We start from the raw sequence: 22,082 nt of genomic DNA, 5'->3' as shown, positions 1-22,082 counted from the left end.
ATTCTCTCAGGTCCCCGGGCGCCCCTTCGTCGCGCCGACCGCCCGGGCCAGACGGGTGGCCAGCGCGGCCCGGGGGCGGCTGTCCGGGGGCCGTCTGCGGGGGTGGACCGTGGTGGCCAGCAGGACCAGGAAGGTGTCCGTCGCCGGGTCCAGCACCAGGGACGTGCCGGTGAAGCCGGTGTGGCCGGCCGCGCCGCGGCCCGCGAGGGCGCCCATGAACCAGGGCTGGTCCACGGCGAAGCCCAGGCCGGGCGGGGTCAGCAGCAGCTCCACGAAGTCCGGCCCGAGGATGCGGGCCGGTCCGTAGGAGCCGCCGGCGAGCAGGGTGCGGCAGAAGACGGCCAGGTCGGGGCCGGTGGAGAAGAGGCCGGCGTGGCCGGCGACGCCGCCGAGCGCCCAGGCGTTCTCGTCGTGCACGACGCCGCGCAGCGGGCCCCGGTCCGCCTTGGCCCACGGCCGCCGCTGGTCCTCGGTGGCCGCCGCGCCCGGGCACGGGCCGAAGCCGGTCGCGGTCATGCCGAGCGGGCGGGTGATGCCGTCACGGATCAGCACGTCGAGGGGGCGGCCGGTCAGCCGCTCCAGCAGATGCTGCAGGAGCAGCATGTTCAGGTCCGAGTAGACGGGGGTGCCGGGCTCGGTAGCCGGGGGCTCCGAGCGCAGCAGCCGCAGCCGTTCCGCGTCGTCGACGCAGTCGTACAGCGGCAGTTCCGGGCGCAGGCCGGAGGTGTGCGTGAGCAGCTGCCGTACGGTGATGCCGTGCTCGGCGGCCGCGCGGAAGTCCGGCAGGTAGGCGCCGACCCGGGCGTCGATGCCGAGCGTGCCGCGCTCGATCTGCTGCACGGCGGCGACCGCGGTGAACAGCTTGGTCAGGGACGCCAGGTCGAAGGGGGTGTCCACGGTCATCGGCACCCGCTCGGCGTCCGGCAGCTCCACGCCGGCGTCCGACCGCGGGTCGAATCCGGCGTACCGCACGGCCCAGCCCGCCGCCTCCTCGACGGCGACGACGGGGCCGCGTCCGGCGACCAGGACGGCGCCCGCCGCCCACGGCCGCTCCCCCGCCGTGAGGGCGTGCACGTCGGCGGCCATCAGGCGCAGCTCCTCGGGGTCGAGGCAGGCCCTCTCCGGGGTGTCTCTGCGCAGTCTCGGCGCGCTCAGCTCTCCGCTCCTTCCGCACCCGCACGCGTGTTCCAGGGACGGCACATTCCCACGAAGCAGGCCAGCGCCACCAGCGCGCCCACCAGTTGGACGACGGCCATCGGGACGGCGGTGTGCTCCCCGGCGATCCCGACGAGCGGGGAGGCGATCGCGCCGACCAGGAAGGAGGAGGTGCCGAGCAGGGCGGAGGCGGAGCCGGCGGAGTGCCGGGTGCGCAGCAGGGCGAGGGACTGGGTGTTGGGCATGGTGACGCCCATCGCGGACATCAGCACGAACAGCGCGGCGGCGACCGGCGCGAGCCCGACGCGGCCGCAGACACCGGTCGCCATCAGCAGCAGCGCGCTCGCCGCGAGGACGACGACCAGCAGGCCGGCCGCGAGGACGTTCTCCAGGCGGACCCGGCCGACCAGCAGCTTGCCGTTGATCTGGCCGACGGCGACCAGGCCGACGGAGTTCAGCCCGAACAGCAGGCTGAAGGTCTGCGGGGAGGCGCCGTAGATCTCCTGGATGACGAAGGGCGAGGCGGAGATGTACGCGAACAGGGCGGCGAAGGCGAACCCGCCGGCCAGCATGTAGCCGGTGAAGGGCAGGTCGGCCAGCAGGGCGCGCATCGAGCGCAGCGCCTCGCCGACGCCGCCGCCGTGGCGCTGCGGCGGCGGGAGGGTCTCCGGCAGCCGGGTCCACACCAGGGCGCCGAGCAGGACGCCGACCACGGTGAGGACGGCGAACACGCCCCGCCAGTCCGTCACCCGCAGGATCTGCCCGCCGATCAGCGGGGCGACGATCGGGGCGACGCCGGAGATCAGCATGAGGGTGGAGAAGAAGCGGGCCATGGCCACGCCGTCGTACAGGTCGCGGACGACCGCGCGGGCGATGACGATGCCCGCGGCGCCGGCGAGGCCCTGCGCCAGCCGGAAGGCGACCAGCGTCTCGACGTTCGGTGCGAACGCGCACAGGGCGGTGGCGAGGACGTAGACGGCGAGGCCCGTCAGCAGGGGCCGGCGGCGGCCCCACTTGTCGCTCATCGGGCCGACGACGAGCTGGCCCAGCGCCATGCCGGCCAGGCAGGCGGTGAGCGTGAGCTGCACGGTCGCGGCGGGCGCGTGCAGGGAGCGGGTGACCTCCGGCAGCGAGGGCAGATACATGTCCATCGCGAGCGGCGGGGTGGCGGTCAGCCCGCCCAGGACGAGGGTGACGAGCCATCCGGTGCGCCGCTGCGCCGCGCGGGCGGCCGGTGCGACGGCGGTGGCGGTGGCCTCCGGCTCGGCGGCCGGTCCCTCGGCCGGCTCGGTGGCCGGGGGCATGACCGGCTCGGTGGCCGGCCCGGTGACCGGTCCTGTGGTGGCCGGTCGTGCGGCCTCGGGTATGGGGGCCCCTCCCTCGGGCATGCGCCCTCCCTTTCCGAACTCCCTCAGCGGCGGATCGGCCCCTATGCTCTCAGCTCGGAACGACTGCTTGAAGACGCAACAGAGGGTGGGGCGGGTATGACGGCGGACGGCGTGCGGTGGGGCATCCTCGCGACCGGCGGGATCGCGGCCGCGTTCACGGCGGACCTGGTCGATCTGCCGGACGCGGAGGTCGTGGCGGTGGCCTCCCGGTCGGCGGAGTCGGCGCAGGCGTTCGCGGAACGGTTCGGGATCGAGCGGGCCTACGGCGACTGGCGCTCGCTCGCCGAGGACGGGGACGTGGACGTGGTGTACGTCGCCACCCCGCACGCCGCGCACCGGGCGGCCGCCGGGCTGTGCCTGGAGGCCGGGCGCCACGTGCTGTGCGAGAAGCCGTTCACGCTGAACGTGCGCGAGGCCGGGGAACTGGTCGCGCTGGCCCGGCAGCACGGGCGCTTCCTGATGGAGGCCATGTGGATGTACTGCAACCCGCTGATCCGGCGGCTGAAGGACCTCGTCGACGACGGCGCGATCGGCGAGGTGCGCACGGTGCAGGCCGACTTCGGGCTCGCCGGGCCGTTCCCGCCCGCGCACCGGCTGCGTGACCCGCGCCAGGGCGGCGGCGCCCTGCTCGACCTCGGCGTCTACCCGGTCTCCTTCGCGCAGCTGCTGCTCGGTGAGCCGTCCGACGTGACCGCCCGCGCGGTCCTCTCCCCCGAGGGCGTCGACCTGCAGACCGCGGCCCTGCTGTCCTGGGACTCCGGCGCGCTGGCCGCGGTGCACTGCTCCATCGTCGGCGGTACGGGCGTCACCGCGTCGGTGACCGGTTCAGCGGGCCGGATCGACATCCCGGACGGCTTCTTCCACCCCGACCGGTTCGTCCTGCACCGCGACGGCAAGGACCCCGAGGAGTTCGCCGCCGACCCGGCCGACGGGCCGCGCACCACCCTGCGGCACGAGGCGAGGGAGGTCATGCGGGCGCTGCGGGCCGGTGAGACCGAGTCACCGCTGGTGCCGCTGGACGGCACGCTCGCGGTGATGCGGACGCTGGACGCGATCCGGGGCCGTGTCGGGGTGCGCTACCCGAGCGAGGCCGGCGACCTCACCGGCGAGGCGGCGCTCACGCCGGCCTGAGCGGCACACGGTGTTCGTATGCCGGAATAAGAGTTCCGATGCGTGGACACTTGTCTACGCTCGGCGGCATGAACGCTGAACGACAGACCGGACGGCGCGGTGTCGCCGTGGTGACCGGCGCCGGCTCGGGCATCGGGCGCGCCGTCGCCGTCGAATTGCTGCGCGCGGGCTGGGCGGTGGCCCTGGCCGGGCGCCGCCCGCAGACCCTGGAGGAGACCGGCGCGCTCGTCCCGGACGGCGAACGGCTCGCCGTCCGCACGGACGTGGCGCGGCCCGAGGACGTGGCCGCGCTGTTCGCCGCGACCGTGGAACGGTTCGGGCGGGTGGACCTGCTGTTCAACAACGCGGGCACGTTCGGGCCGGGCGGGGTGCCGGTGGAGGACCTGTCGTACGACGCCTGGCGGCACGTGGTGGACACGAACCTCAACGGGGCGTTCCTGTGCGCGCAGGCGGCCTACCGGCAGATGAAGGAGCAGTCCCCGCAGGGCGGACGGATCATCAACAACGGCTCCATCTCGGCGCACGCGCCGCGGCCGCACTCGGCGCCCTACACGGCCACGAAGCACGCGCTGACGGGGCTGACGAAGGCGCTGTCGCTGGACGGGCGGCCGTACCGGATCGCGGTGGGGCAGATCGACATCGGCAACGCGGCCACGGACATGACGGCGCGTATGCAGTCGGGGGTGCTGCAGGCCAACGGGTCGGTCGTCGCGGAGCCGGTGATGGACGTGGCCGACGTGGCGCGGACGGTGCGGCACATGGCGGAACTGCCGCTGGAGGCGAACGTGCAGTTCGCGACGGTACTGGCGACCACGATGCCGTACGTCGGGCGGGGTTGAGGGGGCGTCGGGGGCCGACTCCCCGATCAGCACAAGCGGAATTTGAACATCCGGGCCATTGCGGCCGGTAGGGGACTTATGCTCAACTCTCCTTCATCGGAGCTTCACACTTGGAGCACGAGAATTCCGCAAGCCATACCGAGGGGGGAAGGCCGGCAGCCGTTCCACGGCGCGGGGAGGGGGCGGAGCCCTGGGGGGTCCGCCACGCGCGTGGGGCGGCTGCCGGCCTGTTGCCTGCCGGCGGCTCGGCGGTCGGGGTGCGGTGCGTTTCCGGGTGCGGGTGCGGGTGCGTCGTGGCCGGTCGCGCGGTTCCCCGCGCCCCTGGGAGGGTCGAAGTCGCCGTGTGGTCACTCGGATGGGTGGGCAGGGGGGCGGCAGGTCGGGGGTGGCGGCAGGGTGGAGGTACCTTTCGCCGGCCGTCTGGGAGCCATCGTGACGACGTTCGATCGACGTGATCTGGGGCTGTTGCTGCTCCGCCTCGGGACCGGGAGTGTGCTGGTCGCCCACGGGACGCAGAAGCTGTTCGGCTGGTTCGGCGGGCACGGCCTGGAGGGCACCGGGCAGTTCATGGAGTCCGTCGGATACCGGCCCGGGAAGGCCAGCGCGATGGCCGCCGGCCTCGCCGAGACCGGCGGCGGTGTGCTGCTGGCGCTGGGGCTCGCCACGCCCGCCGCCGGCGCCTCCGCGGCCGGGGCCATGGCGGGAGCGGCCGCCGTGCACGCGCCCAACGGCTTCTTCGCGCAGAGCGGGGGCTACGAGTACGCCGCCTCCCTGGGCCTGACCGCCGCCGGTCTCGCCGTCACCGGGCCCGGCCGGCTCTCCGTGGACGCCGTGCTCGGTCACAGCGTGAACCGCGGCTGGATGGTGCCGGCCGCCTTCGCCGCCGCCGGACTCGGCACGGCCCTCGTCGTGGGCGCCCGCGTCAGGGAGCTGCGCCGCAAGCGCGAGGGCGAGCAGAAGACCCTGTTCGAGGAGGAGTAGGGCCGGGCGGCGCGCGGGGCGTGGCACGCTCCTCGTATGAGTGAGCGGGAGATCGAGGTGTGGGGGGCCGTCGAGGAGTTGTGGGCGTGGCTGGAGGGACAGCGCACGCACGACGGGCTCGACGGGCTGCTGCTGCGCGTCCTGAAGCTGTCCGAGGAGGTCGGCGAGGTCGCCCAGGCCGTGATCGGCGCCACCGGCCAGAATCCGCGCAAGGGGGCAAGCCACAGCTGGGCGGACGTGGAGGGCGAGCTGTGCGATGTCGTCATCACGGCCCTGGTGGCGCTGCGCACGCTGACCCCGGACGCGCGGGCCGTCTTCGCACGGCATCTGGAGCGGGTGCGGCGGCGGTCGCTCGCCTCCGGCGGCGCGTAGTGGCGTATACCACCCTGACACCGGTGTGACGCAAGTGTTCGATGGGCAGTGACTGCCCGTGCGAAAACGACCGGTGATCATTGCGTGGGGGGACGCGTGAGCGTGTGTGTGATCGGTGCAGGGCTGTCCGGCCTGGCGGCCGCGCACGCCCTCGGCACCCGGGGCATCGACTTCGTGTGCCTGGAGAAGGCGCCGGACGTCGGGGGGATCTGGCGGCAGCCGGACGCCGGGGAGCGCGGGCCCGGCTACCGCACGCTGCACCTGAACACCGCCAAGTCGCTGACGGGGTACGCCGACTTCCCGATGCCCGACGCCTACCCGCTGTACCCGCGGCACAGCCAGGTCGCCGCGTACCTGCGGGACTTCGCCGGCTGGGCGGGGCTGCGGGAGCGGATCGAGTTCGGCACCGAGGTGGTGTCGGTGCGGCCCCGCGACGGCGGTGGCTGGCGGGTGGTCAGCCGGGGGGCCGGCGGGCACTCCCGGGAACGTACCTTTTCTCATGTGATCGTGGCCTCGGGGCACAACACCGACCCCGCGCTGCCCGATCCGCTGCCCCCGGGCGCGTCGTCCTTTGCCGGAACGATCCTGCACTCCGTGGACTACCAGGACGGCCGTGACTTCGCCGGGCGGCGGGTCGTCGTGGTGGGGCTCGGCGCCTCCGCCGTGGACATCGCCGCCGATCTGTCCCGGCACGCCGAGCGGACCGTGCTGTCGGTGCGGCGTGGGCTGCACATCGTGCCGAAGCAGCTGTTCGGGATCTCCGTCGACCTCATCGCGGAGGCGCCCTGGTTCACGGCGATGCCCTTCGAGGAGGCGCGCCGGTTCGTGGAGAACGCGCTGCTGGTGGCGCGGGGCAAGCTGTCGGACTACGGGCTGCCGGAGCCGGACCACCCGATCTTCTCCTCCGCCGTGACCGTCTCCGACGAGATCCTCAGCCGGATACGGCACGGGGGCGTCGTACCGAAGCCCGCCGTCGAGGCGTTCGACGGGGAGCGGGTGGTCTTCGCCGACGGCACCGCCGAGCGGGCCGACGCCGTCGTCTACTGCACCGGGTTCCGGATGTCCTTCCCCTATCTGCCGCAAGGGTGCCCGGTCTCCGCGAGCGGCGCGGTCGAGCTGTACCGGCGGGTCGTGGCGCCGGGGCCGCCGGGACTGCACTTCGTCGGGCTGGTACGGCCGCAGGGCGCCATCACCCGGCTGGTGGAGGCACAGGCGCGCTGGGTGGCGGGGATCGTCGCCGGGGACGTCGCGCTGCCGCCCGAGGACGTCATGCGCAAGGAGATCGACACCTATCTGGCCGCCATCGCCGACCGCTACGGCAACACCGAGGGCTCCTCGATCCAGGTCGACTTCGGGCCGTACCTGGCGGAGCTGACGGCGCTGCGGCCGCAGTGAGTCCGCGCCGGCGGAGCTCCCGGTGCCGGGAGCCCCGCCGGGTCCGGGTCAGTGCACCGGCTCGGCCGCCGGCCGGGCGGGCACCGGGGACCGCACCGCGTACGCCTCCGAGGAGACGTAGGCCGTCAGCCGCGGCGGCGCGCCCGCCTGGTGGGCGAGGGCCAGGTAGGCGATCAGGCCCACGCCGTCCTGCGGGCGGCGGGCGGTGAGCGCGGGCAGCGCGCGCACCAGCGGGTCCGGGTCGATGCCGTGGGCGGTGAGCACGCCGGCCGCGCGGTCCAGGGCCTCCCCGTCGTGGCGGACGTAGTCGCGGACCGGGATGTGCAGGGTGAAGCCGCTGGGCCGCCCGCTGCCCGGGTCGGTGAAGGCGTGGCAGGTCAGGCCCGGGCGGCGGTCCAGCCCCCGCTCCGCGGCGGGGCCGGCGACGGCGCGGAAGAACGCGGCGAGGCCGTCCGCCGGCGGGAGCGGGGCGGTCCGGGCGAGACCGGCGGCCTCGGTGGCCGACAGGTCGCGGTGCATGAGGTACACCTTCGCCCGGGGTGCCTCCCAGTCGCCGAGGTCCAGGGCGAGGAAGGGGTAGCCGTCGGCCGGGGGCAGCGCGTCGAAGGCCCGCTCGTGGCCCAGGCGGCGCAGGGCCTCGCGGACGGTGTGCGCGGCCCGCTCGGGCCCCGAGGCCGAGGGGTTGAGGTACACCTTGACCTTCGGCACTCCCCCGCGCCGCAGTTCCAGCGCGATCCACAGCGCCAGCGGCCCGTGCGGGGCGGGCGGCAGGAGCAGGTCCCGCAGTCCGTCCAGGCGCTCGGTGGAGAAGTCCCAGCGCCGGGCCATCTCCCGGACGACGGCCAGGGCCGTGCGGCCGCCGCGCTCCAGGCTGCCTGCGCCACAGCCCGGTTCCAGCAGCACGCGCAGCGAGGGGGCCGCGCCCGCGGTGAAGGACAGCGAGAACTCCACCGGCGTGTGGTCGTCGGACAGGAACGTCCCCGACGGCGGCGGAAGGTCGAGCGGGCGGCCGGCCGCGCCGCCGAGGGCGGTGGTCAGGACGTCCGCGTACGTCTGTGTGTCGGCCGGGTCCAGTCCGGTCAGCGCGCACAGCCGCCGCAGCTGGCCGGCCGTGTGCGCGCCGAGCGTCCCGGTCCGCGCGGCGCTCACCGGTGCTCCCGCCGTCTGCGGGGGCGGGCAAAGAGATACCCGCCGGCGGGGGCGGGTATCGAGGGGTGCCACGCGAGGTGGGCCGGTATGGAACGGGCGTCGGTGGATATGTGGTCCACGAACACCTCCTTCGCCTCGTCAGCAACTCTGAATGCCGCGTTCCTCACTACCCGAGCGGTTGAAGCTTCATGCGACGACGCGAAGGCGGGGGGTGTTGTGTGAATCACCTCAGCCAGTTGAGGAACTGGCTCCACAGACCGGCGCGTTCGGGCTTGCGGGGGGCCTCCGCCGACGTGGCCGGGGCCTGCGCGGCCGCGGTCCGCGGCGGTGCCGTGCGCGCGGAGACCCCGACCGGCGTGAAGCGGGCCGGCAGGGCCACCAGGGCGCGGTGGAAGGGGCCGGGGCGCCAGGCCAGGCTGTCCTCGGGGATGGCGAGTTCGATGTCGGGCAGCCGGTTGAGCAGGTTCTCCACCGCGGTGACGGTGATGTGCCGGGCGGGCTCCTTGGACGGGCAGGCGTGCGGGCCCGCGCTCCAGGCGAGATGGGCCCGGTTGCTGCCGGCCTGCCGGGAAGCGGCCAGCGCGGGACCGGAGTTGGCGGCGGCGAAGCTCACCAGCACCAGCTCGCCCGCCTCCAGCCGGCGCCCGGCGAACTCCACGTCGTGGGCCGGGTAGTGGGGCGCGTAGTTGGCCATGGGCGGGTTGTCCCACAGCGTGTCGTCGAGCGCCTCGTCGATCAGACCGCCCTCCTTGGCGTACCGCTCGTCGGTGAGCAGCCGGTGCAGGGTGTTGCCGATCAGGTTGCGCAGCGGCTCGGCGCCCGCGCCCAGCAGCAGCGCGAGGTGGTGCACCATCTCCTCGTCGGTGAGCGCCGCCTGATGCTGCATCAGCCAGGAGGTGACGTCCTCGCCGGGCCTGCTCCGCTTGAGCGCGACCAGTTCGCCGACGGCCTGGAAGAGCACCGCGGTGGCCTTCTCGGCGTTGACGCCGTCGAACATGCCGGAGATGCCGAACAGCACCCGGTCGCCGATGTCGGCCGGGCAGCCGAACAGCTCGTTGAAGACGAACAGCGGCAGCTGCTTGGCGTAGTCGCCGAGCAGGTCGACCGAGCCGCGCGCGGCGAACTGGTCGATCAGGTACGCCGAGATCTGCTCGGTGCTCCGGCTCAGCCGGCGCACGTCGACCCGGGCGAGGGAGTCCGTCACCGCCTGCCGCAGCCGCAGGTGCTCGGCGCCGTCGGCGAACATGCAGTTCGGGCGGTACGCCAGCAGGGGGGCGACCGGGCTGTCCGCGGGCACCTTGCCCTCGGCGAGGGCCCGCCAGCGCCGCGCGTCCTTGCGGAACGTGCCGGAGTCCTGCAGCAGTTGCAGCGCTGCGGTGTACTCGGTGACCAGCGTCGCCTCGACGCCGGGGGCGAGCTCGACGGGGGCGGCGGGCCCGTAGTGGCGCAGGTAGGCGTAGTACGCCTGCGGGTCGGCCGAGAACTCCGGTCCGTACAGCGGCACCCGGCCACCGGAGCCGTGCGCCGGGCACCCGGGCGGAGGCACCGGGGCGGAGGTGTGAGCGTCCATGTCAGTTCCTTGGGGGTGTGCCAGAGGGGCCGGGGGATGGTGTGGAGTGCCGATCGGAGGGGAAGCGCCCCGCCGGGGGGCGGGCGCGGCAGCGCCCCGCCGGGGGGCGGGCGCGGCAGCGCCCCGCCACAGGAGCGCGGGGACTGCGCGACCAGCCACGACCGCGCCGCAGCCGAAGAAGTCACCGCTCCCCGGCGGAAGCGGGCCCGCACCCCGGCGGAGCGCTACCGCGTGCGATCCAGCAGGTAGCGGACCAGCGTGGTCAGCGCGGCGGCCGAGGACTTCTCGTCGCGCGCGTCGCAGGTGACGACGGGTGTGTCCGCCAGCAGGTCCAGCGCCTCGCGCAGCGCCGCCTCGTCGCGCAGCGGGGAGCCGTCGAAGTGGTTGACGGCGATGGCGTAGTCGAGGCCGTAGTGCTCGATGAGGTCGATCACCGGGAAGGAGTCCGCGAGCCGTTCCGGGTCGACGAGGACCAGCGCGCCGAGCGCGCCGCGGGCCATGTCCTCCCACATCTGCACGAAGCGCTGCTGGCCGGGCGTGCCGAACAGGTAGAGCACGACGCGGTCGCTGATGGTGAGGCGGCCGAAGTCCATGGCGACCGTGGTGGTGGTCTTGCCCGTCACGCCCTTGAGGTCGTCGATGCCCTCCGCCGCGCGGGTCATCGTCTCCTCGGTGGACAGCGGCTCGATCTCGGAGATCGAGCCGATGAACGTGGTCTTGCCCACCGCGAAGTGACCGACGACGAGGATCTTCACCGCGGTCTGGTCGGCGCCGCCGCGGACGTACGCCTGCGCGCCGAGCCGGGCGGGCTCAGCCGAACTTGGCGCGGAGACCATTCAGTACCTCCTCGAGGATCTCCCGGTCGGCGAGGGGGGCGCGGGCCACGGGCGGGCGGGTGATGAGGTAGCCGCCCTCCGCCAGGGAGGCGAGGAGGATCCTCACGACGCCGAGCGGCAGCCGGGTGTGCCCCGCGATCTCGGCGACCGAGAGGTAGCCGGCGGAACAGATGTCCAGCAGCCGCTGCTCCTCGGGCGACAGCCGGGTGGGCCGCTGTCCCTCCTCGGGGGCCGCCGTGACGAGGGTGATCAGGGACAGCTGCTCCTCGTCGGGCAGTCCGCGTCCCTTGGTGATGACATACGGACGCACTAAGGGCGCGGCCTCGGGCTCCCAGTCCTCGTACCCCGTCATGAGCGCACGCCGAGGTCTTCGCGCGGCGGCGCGGCCAGCACCTTGCCGAGCCGGCCGACGAGCTGCTGCATGCGGAAGGTGATGTCCTGCATGTCGACGTCGGGGGCGGCGGAGACGCCCAGGTAGGCGCCCTCGCCGGCGGAGATCAGGAAGACCCAGCCGCCGTCGAACTCCACCAGGGTCTGGCGCCAGGCCTGCCGGGGGTCCTCACAGAAGAAGCCCAGCGAGCGGCTGAGGGACTGCACTCCGCTCATCGCGGCGGCGACCCGGTCGGCGTCGTCCTTGCCGAAGTCCTTCGTCCGGGCCATCAACAGACCGTCGGCCGAGATCAGGACCGCGTGCAGAGCCCCGGGAATCTCCAGGGCGCTGTCGAGCATCCATGACAGATCGTCGTTCACGAGACCTCATGTCCTTCGCTGCTTGCACCACGTGTGCTGCTCGTAGGGCCCGCCTGGTCGCGCGCGGCCCGGCCGGACTGCGTGCCGCGCTGGAACGCGCCCATGATCGCCGCCGTCTCGGCGCCGGAGCGGCCGGAGGTGCGGGTGTCGGGTGCGCTGCCGGGCACGATCGCCATCGGGCGCTTGCGGCGCCTGCGGGGCAGGCCGTCGGCGGTGGCGGACGCGGTCAGCGCGGGCTCGGGCCCGGTGGGGTGGGGCAGGGGGTGCGTGGGCATGGAGTGGGCCGGCGCCTTCTGCTCGGGCATGGCGGTCAGCAGCTCGTGGGGCAGCAGGACGACCGCGCGCACGCCTCCGTACGGGGAGGAGGAGTCCACGGACACCTCGAAGCCGAAGCGTTCGCACAGCACGCCGATCACCGCGAAGCCGAACTGCGGCGGGTTGCCGAGCGAGGACACGCCCTTGACGCGGCGGCTGGACAGCAGCCCCTCGGCGCGGGCCCGCTCCTCGTCGTTCATGCCGACACCGGCGTCGTCGACGACGATGCAGATGCCCTTGGGCACGGTGCGGATGTTGATCTCGACGACGGTGTCGGGGCTGGAGTAGCTGGTGGCGTTGTCGAGCAGCTCGGCGAGGGCCAGGGCGACCGGTTCGACGGCCCGGCTGGTGATGCCGAAGTCCACCTGGGAGAGGATCTCCACGCGGCGGAAGTGGCGGATGCGGCCCTGGGCGCTGCGCACCACGTCGTAGACGGAGGCCACGTCGCGGTGGCGGCCGAGCCAGCCGTCGCACAGGACGGCGATGGACTGCGCGCGCCGGCCGAACTGCGAGTTGGTGTGGTCGATCTCCAGCAGGTCCTGGAGGATCGCGGAGTCGCCGTACTTCTCCTGCAGCCGGGAGACGACCAGCTGCTGCTCGGCCGCGAGGCCCTGCAGGGTCCGCATGGCGGACTTCAGTACGGTCTTGGTCGCCTCCTCGGCCTCCTCCTGGGCGGCCTGCACGGACTGGGTGTAGTGGTTCTCCAGGTCGGAGTAGTGCGTCTTCAGTCCGTCGATCTGCTGCCGCAGCGCCCGGGCCGCCTTGCGCTGGCGGACGACGAGGGCGACGGCGGCGACGAGGAGGACGAGAAGCGCCCAGAGCACCGGGTTCGCTGTGTATTCCGTCATAAGACTCTCTTCAGGCGACTGACGGCCGGCTGATGATCCCGTCCATGAGAGTGGACGCGCCCGCTCCGCAAGTGCGGTGATCGTATCATCGGGCGAACTGGTGACCGACCGTCAACAAAGGGCCTGTGACGAAAGGTTGGGCGTCCCGGGCGTCTACGCGAGAAGAACTCCGGGCGGCCTCCGGGTGACCGGGGCCGCCCGGAGGGCGGCTCAGACGCCGAGCCGCCGGGTCAGGGCGCGGCGTCCCAGCAGCAGGGCAATGCCCGTCACCAGGGCCGCGACGGCCAGGGCCAGGAAGTAGCCGGGGCCCGGGACGCGGTCGCCGGAGAGCTTCAGGGCGTTGCCGCCGATGCCGCCGCCGAGGGCGCCGGAGAGCCAGAACAGGGCCACCATCTGGCTGACGAAGGTGGCCGGGGCGATGGCCGTGGAGGCGCTCATCCCTACCGGGCCGAAGGACACCTCGCCGGCGGCCAGCAGCGCGAACGCCAGCAGCAGCCACAGCGGCGACACGCGGGTGCCGTCGCCGGCGAGCGTGGCGGCGCCGGCCATGACCAGGTAGGCGGCGGCCACGGCGGCCATCCCGGCGGCATACTTCAGCGCGGTCGGCACCCGGTCGCCCGCCTTCGTCCACAGCCAGGCGAACAGCGGCGCGAAGACCAGGACGAACAGCGGGATCGCCGCCTGGAACCAGCTGGCGGGCACGGTACGGCCGAACACCTCGCGGTCCGTGGCGTGCTTGGCGAACAGCGAGAAGGCGGAGCCGCCCTGCAGGAACAGCGCCCAGAAGACCGCCGAGGCGGCGAACAGCCAGATGTAGGTGCGCACCCGGACGCGTTCGGCGGCGGTCAGCAGCGGGTCGCGCAGCAGGCGCCAGAAGCAGATCACCGGCGAGACCACGCACAACAGGCCGATCAGCGCCATGAGATGGGGCATGCGGAAGGTGCCGAGCGCGGCGTCGGTGCCGTATCCGGCGATCACCAGGGCGCTCGCGGCGAGCGTGACGCGCAGGACGCGGGTGCGCTGGGCGGGGGTCGCGGCGCGCTCGGGGGCGGCGCCGGTGTCGCCGAAGTGGCGGGCGCCGCGGACGTACTGGACGAGTCCGGCGGCCATGCCGAGGGCGGCGGCGCCGAAGCCGAGGTGCCAGTTGACGCCCTCGCCGAGCGCGCCGACGACGAGGGGGGCGAGCAGGGCGCTGACCTGGACGCTCATGTAGAACACGGCGAAGCCGGCGTCGCGGCCGGTGCGGTCCTCGCGGTCGTAGAAAGCGCTGAGCAGGCCCGCCATGTTGGGCTTGAGCAGGCCGGTGCCGGCGGCGATCAGCAGCAGACCGGGGTAGACGGAGCCGGTGACGGGCACCGCCATCGCCGTGTGGCCCAGGGCGATCAGGACACCGCCGTGCAGGACGGCGCGCCGGGCGCCGAGGACGCGGTCGCCGATCCAGCCGCCGGGGACGGAGGCGAGGAAGACGGCGGCCATGTACGCGCCGTACAGGATCGCCGCGTCGCCGGCGGACAGGCCGAGGCCGCCCACGCCGCGGTCCTCCGTCGCGTACAGGACGAGGATCGCGGTCATGCCGTAGAAGCTGAAGCGCTCCCATACGTCGGTGAGGAAGAGGGTGGTGAACCAGCGGGGGCGGTGCAGGGGGGTGGGGCGCTGTGCGGGGCCCGGATGGGGGGTGGCGGCGGGGTGGGACCGCTGCGGGGTGGTGGGTGGTGTGGTCGGAGCGGTCATGCTTCCCTCCCGGCGGGTGACGAACGGGCGCGGCCCGAGAATGGGCACGGCCCGTCGACCCCGGCTCGAGAAACGCTGGGGCTCATCCAACGCCGGTGGGGTGCGGTGCCCTGCGGTGCGGGGCGCCCGGCGCCGGGTGAACGCCGGGGGGTGCGCTGCCCGGCGTTGCGGGGTGCCGCTGCGCCCACCCGTGCCGCCCTGGGGGTCCCCCCTGCTCGAAGAGCTTGGGGGAGGCACGACTGCCCGCAGCTGCGTAGGGAAGGGGGCGACTGCAACCCCCAGGGGCGCGGGGAACTGCGCGAGGAACCACGACGAGAGCCGCGGGCGAGAACCGGCCCGCGCGGGGCAGGCATCCCGGGGACGGGAGAGCCCGGGTGCCGTCAGGGGGCACCCGGGCTCTGGTCAGGGGGCGATACGGCCCCGGTTACCGCGTCAGTCGTGTTTTTCGATGTCGACCTTCGGCAGGGCGCGGTCCAGGGCCCGCGGGATCCACCACGCGTGCCGCCCCATCAGCTGGAGCGCCGCCGGCACGATCAGGCAGCGGATGATCACCGCGTCGACGAAGACCGCGACCGCCATGCCGAACCCGAACTGCTGCAGCATCCGGTCGCCGCCGAGGATGAACGCCCCGAACACCGCGACCATGATCGCGCCCGCGGCGAGGACGACCGAGCCGGTGTGCGCGAGGCCCTCGCGGATCGCCACGCCGGCGTCCCGGGTGCGCGTCCACTCCTCACGGATGCGCGAGACCAGGAAGATCTCGTAGTCCATCGACAGACCGAAGACGATCGCGAAGATCATGATCGGCAGGTACGCCTCGATGGGACCGGGCTCCAGACCGAACATGCCCTTCTGGAAGACCAGCGTCATCGCGCCCAGCGCCGCCCCGATGCTCAGCAGGTTCAGCAGCGCCGCCTTGATCGGCACCAGCACCGAACGGAACACCATGACGAGGATCAGCAGCGACAGCCCGACCACGATGGCGATGAACAGCGGCATGCGCGCGGAGACCGTGTCGGCGTAGTCGATGACGGCCGTGGTGGAGCCGCCCACCAGGTACTCCGCGCCGGTGCTCTGACGCAGCTTCACCAGGACGTCGTCGCGCAGGGTGTGCACCAGCTTCGTGGTGGCCTCGTCCTGCGGCGCGGTGTCGGGGAAGGCGATGACGGTGAACGCCTTGCCGTCCTCGGCCGGGATGGGCCCGGTCGCGGCGGCGATGCCGTCGGTGGAGTTGAGGGTCTGCGAGAGCGCGGCGCCGGCCTTGCCGTCGCCTTCGGTGACCACGACCAGCGGGCCGTTGAAGCCGGGCCCGAAGCCGTCGGCGAGCAGGTCGTAGGCCTTGCGGCTGGTGGTCGTGGCCGGGTCGTTGCCGGCGTCGGCGAAGCCGAGCCGCAGGTCGACGGCGGGCGCGGCGAGCGCGCCGAGCGCGGCCACGGCGAGCACCAGGGAGACCAGCGGGCGCCGCTGCACGAGCCGTGCCCAGCCGCGCCAGCGGGCGCCGCCCTCGACCGGCTTGCCCTTGGCCTCGCGCCGGCGCGCCTTGGCGGTGAACTGCCGGGCGAAGCGCTTGCCGAACAGGGCGAGCAGCGCGGGCAGCAGGGTGAGCGAGGCGAGCATGGTGACGAGCACGGTGAGCGCCACGGCGACCGCGGTGCCCTGCAGCGAGCCGAGCCCGAGCGCGACCAGGCCGAGCAGGGCCACGATGACGGTGCAGCCGGCGAAGAAGACGGTGCGTCCGGCGAGGTCGAGGGCGCGCCGGTTCGCATCCTCCGGTGAGGCGCCGCGCACCAGCTCGGCCCGGTAGCGGGCGAAGATCAGCAGGGCGTAGTCGATGCCGACGCCGAGACCGACGAGCATCATGATGTACGGCGTGTAGCTGGCGATCGTGAAGACGTGCGACAGCAGGATGATCACGCCGAGGGTGGAGCTGACGGCGAACACCGCGGTGATGACGGGCAGTCCGGCCGCGATGATCGTGCCGAACATCAGGCCCAGGATGACCAGCGCGGCCAGCATGCCGATGCCCTCGGCGGCGCCGCCCTCCGGCTCGCCCAGCTTGCGCGCCGCGTCGCCGCCGAGTTCGACGTCGAGGGCGTCGCTGCGGGCGGCGCGGGCGGTGTCGTAGATCCGCTGGGTGTCCTCCTTGGCCATGTCCTCGGACTTGACCTTGAGGACGACGGTGGCGTACCCGACGGTGCCGTCCTTGGAGACGGCCTGCTGGTCGTCGTAGGGGCTGCGGACCTGGGCGACCTTCGGCAGCCCGGCGACCTTGCCCAGCATGGCCGTGACACGGGACCTGGTCTCGGCGGTGGTCAGCCCGCCGCGGTCGTGCAGCACGATCTCGAGGCTGTCGCCGGCCTGCGCGGAGCCGTGCTTCTGCATGGTCTCCAGCGCCTGCTGGGTCTCGGTGCCGGGCAGGGAGAAGTCGTCGCGGTAGCTGTCGCCGAGGGCGGAGGCACCGCTCCAGACGCCGAAGAGGACCACGACCCACAGCAACAGGGCCGTCCAGCGGTGGCGTTGGGCGAATCCGGCGGTGCGCTCCAGGAGGGAGCGGCTGTGCGGGGGTGGCGGCGCCTGGGGGGTGGCGCCCTGGACCGGAGTAGTGGTCACCTTGCACTCCTTGGAAAAAGACAGTGCGCCCAGAGGTGTCACGGCGGGGTCGACGGCGGCTCGGGCCGCGCTCGAGCCGGACGCGCGAAGCCTTGACGGGGCGTCAGTCGGCGGTGTGGTGCGGAGGTCGGGACAGGTGCAGCACGCGCAGCACCCGTTCGCCGTCCTTGGGCCGCGGGGTGTCGCCGCCGGCGTGGAGCAGGGTGCGCCGGGTGAGCGTCATCGCGGCCGGGTCGAGGTCGACGACGTGCGAGTGCACGGCCGGGTCGGCCAGAACGGCGTGGTGGTGTTCGGTCTCGGCCCGGGCGGTGTCGCGCAGGTCGGTGACGGGGCCGAGGGGCAGGGTCTCGACGATCAGATGGCCGGCGGGGCCGGTGCCGAGGTCGCAGGCGAGGACGGTGCCGGTGTGCACGGGCACCGGTCCGAAGGCGGAGCACAGTCCCGCGTACTCGGGGCCGGTGAGGAAGCCGGCGAACTCCTGCGGCCGGTCCCAGACGTAGAAGGGGGCGTAGGAGTTGTGGCCGCCGTCCGTGGCGTCCGTGACGCAGAACGCCTTGAGCAGCAGGCCCGTCCGCCGGTCCCAGGGGGCCGAGCGGTCGGCCACCCGGCGGTGGATGACGCCCATGTCGTAGTCGGCGGGCAGCGGGATGGAGTAGTGGGCGGTCAGCACGGGCACGTCACCTCGTCCGGTTCTCGCGTCCCGGCAGGGTTCTGCCGGCGCCCGGAGTGTGGCGGGTCGTGCTGGAGCGGCGCTGGGGCGGGCGTCAGGCCCGGGTCTGCAGCCGCAGGGTCGCGGCGTGGAAGATCTCGTTGCTGCGGTTGGTGACGTCCAGCAGCAGTTCCTGCTGGTCGGGGGTGAGCTCGGACAGGAGCTTGCCGAGGGCGGCCCGGTAGTCCGCGAACACGGTGTCGACGTGTTCGGCGAAGGCTTCCGGCACGGTCTCGACGATGACCCTGCGGCGGTCCCCGGCGTCGGGCCGGCGGCGGACGAATCCGGCCTTCTGGAGGCGGTCTATCACCGTGGTGATGGCGCCGCCGCGGCTGAGTCCGGCGCGTTCGGCGAGCTGCCCGGGGGTCATGGGGCCCTCCAGGTCGAGCAGGCTGAGGCAGTTGAAGTCGGTGGCGTTGAGCCCGACCGACTGGGCGACCGCGGACTGGAAGAGGACCGTCCTGGCCGCCTGCACGCGCAGGGCCCTGGCCAGCGACATCAGGGTGCCGTACGAGCGGTCCTCCGCACTGTCCGGTGCCATCCTCGCCTCGCCTTTCTGCCGTTCGGTTCCGGCCAGCCTACTGGTGCGGGCCGTGGTGCGTCCGTACGGCGCCGGCGGCTCAGGCGGCGCGGCGCGCACGGTCGACCCGCAGGCGGACGGCCTTGGCGGCCACCTCAAACAGCGGGCCGCTGGTCGGGAACGGCTTGATGCGGCTGTTCTGGAAGCCGGCGACCAGCCAGCGGCCGCCCCGGCGCTCCAGGATCAGGGTCTGCCTCGAGAGCCGCTTGGGCGTGACCTCCTTCTGCCAGGGGAAGAGGGCGGCGCCGGTGGAGACGACCACGGCGTGGTCCTCGCCGATCATGCGGACGCTCTCGATCTCGTGGGTCACCAGCCGGGTGCCGTAGAGCATCGTGCGGAACATCAGGTCGTGCATGTCGGCGATCTCCCGGCGGCCGTTCAGCAGGACGCCGTTGAACTGCACGTACGTGGCGTCGGGGGTGAACAGCTCGCCGTAGCCGTGTCCGTCGCCGGCGTCCCAGCGGTCGGCGAGGGCGGCGAGGACGGCGCGGGCGTCGACGGTGGTGGCGTGGGTCGTGTTCATCTCGGTACTCCTCCGGGGCCGGGGCTTTCGCCTCGCACGAATCCGCTCGGATTTCGTGCTTCTCTCTTTCCGTGTATCTCTAATTTAGAGAGACATCTTCGGGCTGTCAACCCGCTCCCCCGGGATCCGGTGCCGGCGGACCTCGAAACGCGGCCGCCACCCGCGCTTGAGCGGGCGTCTAGGGCGCGTCTGGACCATCGGCAGCGGCCCATGACCGACGGGACTTCCGGAAGAGGTGCATTGCCATCGACACGCACACCGAGCACGCGCAGCGGCAGACATCGCGGGGGCCGGGCGGGCGTCCCGCCTTCGTCGACGTGTTCACCCCCATCGCGGTGCGCGTGGCCGCCACGCTGCGCATCGCCGACCACATCGAGGCGGGCGCGCACACCCGGGACGAGCTGGCGCGGCGGACCTCGACCGACGCCGGGGCGCTGGGCCGGCTCCTGCGCTTCCTGGCCTGCCGGGACGTCTTCAGCGAGGAGCAGCCGGGCGTGTACGGCCTGACCGCCACCTCGCGCCTGCTGCTGGACTCCCATCCCTCGCGGATGCGGCACTGGCTGGACCTGGAGGGCGCCAGCGGCCGTATCGACCTCGCCGCGTGCGGCGGCCTGCTGCACGCGGTGCGCACCGGCGAGCCGGGCTACGACCAGGTCTTCGGCGTCCCCTTCTGGGACGACCTGACCCGGCACCCGGAGCTGGCCGACTCCTTCAACGCGCAGATGGCCGCCGTGCAGGGCCGGCTCGCCCCCGAGGTGGCCGCAGCCCACCCGTGGCACGAGGCGCGCCGGATCGCCGACATCGGCGGCGGCACGGGCGCGCTGCTGGAGGCGATCCTGCGCACCGCGCCGGAGAGCCGGGGCACGCTCGTGGACCTGCCGGGCACCGTCGAGGGCGGCACCGAGCGGTTCGCGGCGGCCGGGCTCGCCGAGCGCACCGAGGTGGTCGGGCAGTCCTTCTTCGACCCGCTGCCGGCCGGCGCGGACGTGTACGTCCTCAGCCAGATCCTGCACGACTGGGACGACAAGGAGTCGGTGGCGATCCTCGCCCGGTGCGCCGAGGCGCTGCCCGAGGGCGGCCGGGTCGTGGTGGTCGAGCGGGTCATCGCCGAGGACGAGGGCAAGCAGCTCAACACCGAGTACGACCTGCGGATGCTGGTGTTCAACAAGGGCCGGGAGCGCACGGTGGAGGAGTTCACCGCACTCGCCGCGCAGGCCGGGCTGCGGCCCGCGGGCGTCACCAGGCTGGCCTCGCACCACTCGCTGCTGTTCTGGGAGCGGGCGTGAGCGCCGCCGCCGACACCGATCCGGAGGTGCTGGTCGTCGGTGCCGGGCCGGTCGGCCTGTGCACCGCGATCGAACTGGCCCGCCGGGGCGTGCGCGTGCGGGTGGTCGACCGGCGTGCCGAACCGCGCCAGGGCACCCGCGCCTGCACGGTGTGGCAGCGCACCCTGGAGGTCTTCGACCTCATGGGTCTGCCGGTCGGCGACTACCTCGGCTCCGGCGTCACCTACACCCACCGCACCCACCACTTCGCCGGTGCGGAACCCCTGGTGCGGCCCGCCGCGCAGACCGGTACGCCGTACCCGAACCCGCTGCTGATCGGGCAGTCGCAGACCGAGGCCCTGCTCACCCGGCACCTGGCCGGGCTCGGCGTGCGCGTCGAGCGGGGCCTGACCGCGGTCGCCGTCGAACAGGGCCCGGCCCGCGTGACGGTACGGCTGGCCGCGGCCGACGGCGGTGTGCACACCGTGCGGGCCGGCTGGGTGGTCGGCGCGCAGGGCCCGCACAGCACCGTGCGGGACGAGATCGGCGCGGGCTGGGACAAGACGCCGTACCCCGGCACGCAGTTGCTGCAGATCGACGCGCGCTGGACGGGCTCGCTGCCCGGCGACCCGGCGCACTGCCACCTGTTCCTGACCGAGGCCGGCTCGCTGGGCACGGCCCCGCTGCCCGACGGGCGCCACCGGTTCTACGCCGGGGTGGCCGACCCCGACCCCTCCCGCACCGGCGACCCGGACGTGGCGGAGGTGCTCGACGCGGTGCGCCGCGTCAGCGGCGTGTCCGACCTGCGCTTCCACGACGGCCGGTTCAACTGGCGGGTACGGCTGTACAACGCGGTCGCCGACACCTACCGGGTCGGCCGGTGCCTGCTGGCCGGCGACAGCGCGCACACCGTCATGCCGGTGACCGCGCAGGGCATGAACACCGGGGTGCAGGACGCGTTCAACCTCGGCTGGAAGCTGGCCGCGGTCGTGCAGGGCCGGGCGTCCGCGCGGCTGCTCGACAGCTACGAGGCGGAGCGCCGGCCGATCGCGCTGGCGCTGGCCGCGCGCAACCAGCGCACCTACTGGGGCGGCGTGGGCCCGGTGCCGCCGTTCGAGCTGCTGCGCTCCCGGCTCACCGAGGACGCCGGGGCGGGCCACACCGGGCTGACGCTGGCCTACCCCGACAGCCCGCTCAGCGGCGGAACGTCCGCGGCGGCCGGGGTGCCCGGCCCCGGCGCCCGGGTCCCGGACGTCACGCCGTACGGCACCGGGGACCGGCTCTTCCGGCTGCTGGGCCGGGGCGACTGGACGGTGCTGGCGTTCCCGGAGGACCCGGCGGACCCGGCGTCCGCCGACATCGCCGCCAAGGAGGCCGGCGCGGGTGCCCGGCGGGCCGGGGTGCCGGTCCACGTGGTCACGGCGACCGGGCGCGAGGGTCTGGCGGACCCCGAGGGCACGCTCCGCGCCGCGCTCGGCGCGGAGGCCGGCGCCCTGCTGCTGGTCCGCCCCGACGGCTACGTCGCGTTCCGCGGCGCGGCCTACGACGGCGCGGCCCTGGACCGCCACGTGGCCGCGATCCTCGCCTGACCGCCACGCCGAAGGGGCCCCGTCCAGCTGGTGGACGGGGCCCCTTGCGTGGTGCGCTGTGCCCTGCGGTGTGGTGAACGCCGTGGGGTGCGCGGCCCGGCGTTGCGGGGTGCCGCTGCGCCCACCCGTGCCGCCCCTAGCGGCACGACTGCCCGCAGCTACGAAGGCGGGGGGCAACTGCAACCCCCCAGGGGCGCGGGGAACTGCGCGACCAGCCACCCACGCACCCGCACCCGAAGGACAGCCAAGACGGCCGCAGGCGGCAGGCCGGCCCGCAGGGTGACTGCAACTCCCTCAGGGGCGCGGGGAACTGCGCGATCAGCCACCCACCCATCCCGCGCCCGGG

At 73.8% G+C, this 22,082-nt stretch carries 20 protein-coding genes; 7 read left to right on the top strand and 13 right to left on the bottom strand.

Annotated features, from left to right (window positions below; translation table 11 throughout):
* Window positions 1–6 precede the first annotated feature (6 nt).
* Complete coding sequence (locus ACF1AL_RS09710) at window positions 7–1,200, bottom strand: serine hydrolase domain-containing protein (RefSeq protein ID WP_391825737.1); 1,194 nt, start codon at window positions 1,198–1,200, stop codon at window positions 7–9.
* Window positions 1,152–2,543, bottom strand: a complete 1,392-nt coding sequence (locus ACF1AL_RS09705; RefSeq protein WP_391825736.1) for a multidrug effflux MFS transporter — start codon at window positions 2,541–2,543, stop codon at window positions 1,152–1,154. Before ACF1AL_RS09705 ends, ACF1AL_RS09710 begins: the two co-directional genes overlap by 49 nt.
* A gap of 96 nt (window positions 2,544–2,639) precedes the next feature.
* Between ACF1AL_RS09705 and ACF1AL_RS09700 the strand changes: the two genes are divergently transcribed.
* The 5 genes from ACF1AL_RS09700 (at window position 2,640) to ACF1AL_RS09680 (ending at window position 7,261) form a co-directional block, all read left to right on the top strand.
* Window positions 2,640–3,674 (top strand): Gfo/Idh/MocA family protein, encoded by a 1,035-nt coding sequence (locus ACF1AL_RS09700; protein WP_391697847.1) that lies wholly within the window; start codon window positions 2,640–2,642, stop codon window positions 3,672–3,674.
* A 68-nt stretch (window positions 3,675–3,742) separates the two neighbouring features.
* Window positions 3,743–4,513 (top strand): SDR family oxidoreductase, encoded by a 771-nt coding sequence (locus tag ACF1AL_RS09695; RefSeq protein WP_386913778.1) that lies wholly within the window; start codon window positions 3,743–3,745, stop codon window positions 4,511–4,513.
* Between the two features lie 432 nt (window positions 4,514–4,945).
* Window positions 4,946–5,494, top strand: coding sequence for a DoxX family protein (locus ACF1AL_RS09690; protein ID WP_391661465.1), 549 nt, complete (start codon window positions 4,946–4,948; stop codon window positions 5,492–5,494).
* 36 nt (window positions 5,495–5,530) lie between these two features.
* A complete protein-coding gene (locus ACF1AL_RS09685) occupies window positions 5,531–5,866 on the top strand; it encodes a MazG-like family protein (RefSeq protein ID WP_366841001.1) in 336 nt (111 codons plus the stop codon).
* Between the two features lie 96 nt (window positions 5,867–5,962).
* Window positions 5,963–7,261 (top strand): flavin-containing monooxygenase, encoded by a 1,299-nt coding sequence (locus tag ACF1AL_RS09680; RefSeq protein WP_391825735.1) that lies wholly within the window; start codon window positions 5,963–5,965, stop codon window positions 7,259–7,261.
* Between the two features lie 48 nt (window positions 7,262–7,309).
* On the opposite strand, the gene ACF1AL_RS09675 is transcribed toward ACF1AL_RS09680, so the two are convergent.
* The 11 genes from ACF1AL_RS09675 to ACF1AL_RS09625 all read right to left on the bottom strand — a co-directional run bounded on the left by ACF1AL_RS09675 (window position 7,310) and on the right by ACF1AL_RS09625 (window position 18,882).
* A complete protein-coding gene (locus tag ACF1AL_RS09675; protein WP_391825734.1) occupies window positions 7,310–8,410 on the bottom strand; it encodes a tryptophan dimethylallyltransferase family protein in 1,101 nt (366 codons plus the stop codon).
* A 223-nt stretch (window positions 8,411–8,633) separates the two neighbouring features.
* Complete coding sequence (locus ACF1AL_RS09670; RefSeq protein WP_391697858.1) at window positions 8,634–9,980, bottom strand: cytochrome P450; 1,347 nt, start codon at window positions 9,978–9,980, stop codon at window positions 8,634–8,636.
* A 224-nt stretch (window positions 9,981–10,204) separates the two neighbouring features.
* Window positions 10,205–10,816: an ATP/GTP-binding protein gene (locus ACF1AL_RS09665; RefSeq protein ID WP_366841005.1), complete on the bottom strand. Its 612-nt coding sequence runs from the start codon at window positions 10,814–10,816 to the stop codon at window positions 10,205–10,207.
* Window positions 10,791–11,168 carry a DUF742 domain-containing protein gene (locus tag ACF1AL_RS09660; RefSeq protein ID WP_366841006.1) on the bottom strand — a complete coding sequence of 126 codons (378 nt, stop codon included), beginning with the start codon at window positions 11,166–11,168 and terminating at the stop codon, window positions 10,791–10,793. Before ACF1AL_RS09660 ends, ACF1AL_RS09665 begins: the two co-directional genes overlap by 26 nt.
* The gene (locus ACF1AL_RS09655) at window positions 11,165–11,566 is read right to left on the bottom strand and encodes a roadblock/LC7 domain-containing protein (protein ID WP_384211873.1); all 402 of its coding nucleotides are present in this window, start codon (window positions 11,564–11,566) and stop codon (window positions 11,165–11,167) included. The genes ACF1AL_RS09660 and ACF1AL_RS09655 overlap by 4 nt, the downstream gene beginning before the upstream one ends.
* Window positions 11,563–12,729, bottom strand: coding sequence for an ATP-binding protein (locus tag ACF1AL_RS09650; RefSeq protein ID WP_386913787.1), 1,167 nt, complete (start codon window positions 12,727–12,729; stop codon window positions 11,563–11,565). The genes ACF1AL_RS09655 and ACF1AL_RS09650 overlap by 4 nt, the downstream gene beginning before the upstream one ends.
* Before the next feature lie 210 nt (window positions 12,730–12,939).
* Window positions 12,940–14,460 carry a peptide MFS transporter gene (locus ACF1AL_RS09645; protein ID WP_391825733.1) on the bottom strand — a complete coding sequence of 507 codons (1,521 nt, stop codon included), beginning with the start codon at window positions 14,458–14,460 and terminating at the stop codon, window positions 12,940–12,942.
* Window positions 14,461–14,892: 432 nt separating this feature from the next.
* Window positions 14,893–17,070, bottom strand: coding sequence for an MMPL family transporter (locus ACF1AL_RS09640; protein ID WP_391820501.1), 2,178 nt, complete (start codon window positions 17,068–17,070; stop codon window positions 14,893–14,895).
* Between the two features lie 103 nt (window positions 17,071–17,173).
* A complete protein-coding gene (locus ACF1AL_RS09635; RefSeq protein WP_366841012.1) occupies window positions 17,174–17,746 on the bottom strand; it encodes a DUF4865 family protein in 573 nt (190 codons plus the stop codon).
* 88 nt (window positions 17,747–17,834) lie between these two features.
* Window positions 17,835–18,320, bottom strand: coding sequence for a MarR family transcriptional regulator (locus ACF1AL_RS09630; RefSeq protein WP_366841013.1), 486 nt, complete (start codon window positions 18,318–18,320; stop codon window positions 17,835–17,837).
* Window positions 18,321–18,399: 79 nt separating this feature from the next.
* The gene (locus ACF1AL_RS09625) at window positions 18,400–18,882 is read right to left on the bottom strand and encodes an SgcJ/EcaC family oxidoreductase (RefSeq protein WP_391825732.1); all 483 of its coding nucleotides are present in this window, start codon (window positions 18,880–18,882) and stop codon (window positions 18,400–18,402) included.
* Window positions 18,883–19,199: 317 nt separating this feature from the next.
* Here ACF1AL_RS09625 and ACF1AL_RS09620 point away from each other — a divergent pair, with 317 nt between their 5' ends.
* Both ACF1AL_RS09620 and ACF1AL_RS09615 read left to right on the top strand, forming a co-directional pair.
* Window positions 19,200–20,168, top strand: coding sequence for a methyltransferase (locus tag ACF1AL_RS09620; RefSeq protein ID WP_366841015.1), 969 nt, complete (start codon window positions 19,200–19,202; stop codon window positions 20,166–20,168).
* Entirely contained in the window at window positions 20,165–21,736 is a 1,572-nt protein-coding gene (locus ACF1AL_RS09615) for an FAD-dependent oxidoreductase (protein ID WP_391825731.1), read from the top strand. The genes ACF1AL_RS09620 and ACF1AL_RS09615 overlap by 4 nt, the downstream gene beginning before the upstream one ends.
* The last annotated feature ends 346 nt before the right edge of the window (window positions 21,737–22,082 follow it).

The organism is Streptomyces sp. NPDC014801 (genome assembly GCF_043082085.1).
Taxonomy (GTDB): domain Bacteria; phylum Actinomycetota; class Actinomycetes; order Streptomycetales; family Streptomycetaceae; genus Streptomyces.
Note: the sequence above shows the minus strand (reverse complement) of the source record. Positions and strands in the feature narration are given on the sequence as shown.

Coding starts and splice junctions, on each gene's coding strand:
- ACF1AL_RS09705 (WP_391825736.1), bottom strand. CDS start 2,543: ATGCCCGAGGGAGGGGCCCCCATACCCGAGGCCGCACGACCGGCCACC.
- ACF1AL_RS09700 (WP_391697847.1), top strand. CDS start 2,640: ATGACGGCGGACGGCGTGCGGTGGGGCATCCTCGCGACCGGCGGGATC.
- ACF1AL_RS09695 (WP_386913778.1), top strand. CDS start 3,743: ATGAACGCTGAACGACAGACCGGACGGCGCGGTGTCGCCGTGGTGACC.
- ACF1AL_RS09685 (WP_366841001.1), top strand. CDS start 5,531: ATGAGTGAGCGGGAGATCGAGGTGTGGGGGGCCGTCGAGGAGTTGTGG.
- ACF1AL_RS09670 (WP_391697858.1), bottom strand. CDS start 9,980: ATGGACGCTCACACCTCCGCCCCGGTGCCTCCGCCCGGGTGCCCGGCG.
- ACF1AL_RS09665 (WP_366841005.1), bottom strand. CDS start 10,816: ATGGTCTCCGCGCCAAGTTCGGCTGAGCCCGCCCGGCTCGGCGCGCAG.
- ACF1AL_RS09660 (WP_366841006.1), bottom strand. CDS start 11,168: ATGACGGGGTACGAGGACTGGGAGCCCGAGGCCGCGCCCTTAGTGCGT.
- ACF1AL_RS09650 (WP_386913787.1), bottom strand. CDS start 12,729: ATGACGGAATACACAGCGAACCCGGTGCTCTGGGCGCTTCTCGTCCTC.
- ACF1AL_RS09645 (WP_391825733.1), bottom strand. CDS start 14,460: ATGACCGCTCCGACCACACCACCCACCACCCCGCAGCGGTCCCACCCC.
- ACF1AL_RS09630 (WP_366841013.1), bottom strand. CDS start 18,320: ATGGCACCGGACAGTGCGGAGGACCGCTCGTACGGCACCCTGATGTCG.
- ACF1AL_RS09625 (WP_391825732.1), bottom strand. CDS start 18,882: ATGAACACGACCCACGCCACCACCGTCGACGCCCGCGCCGTCCTCGCC.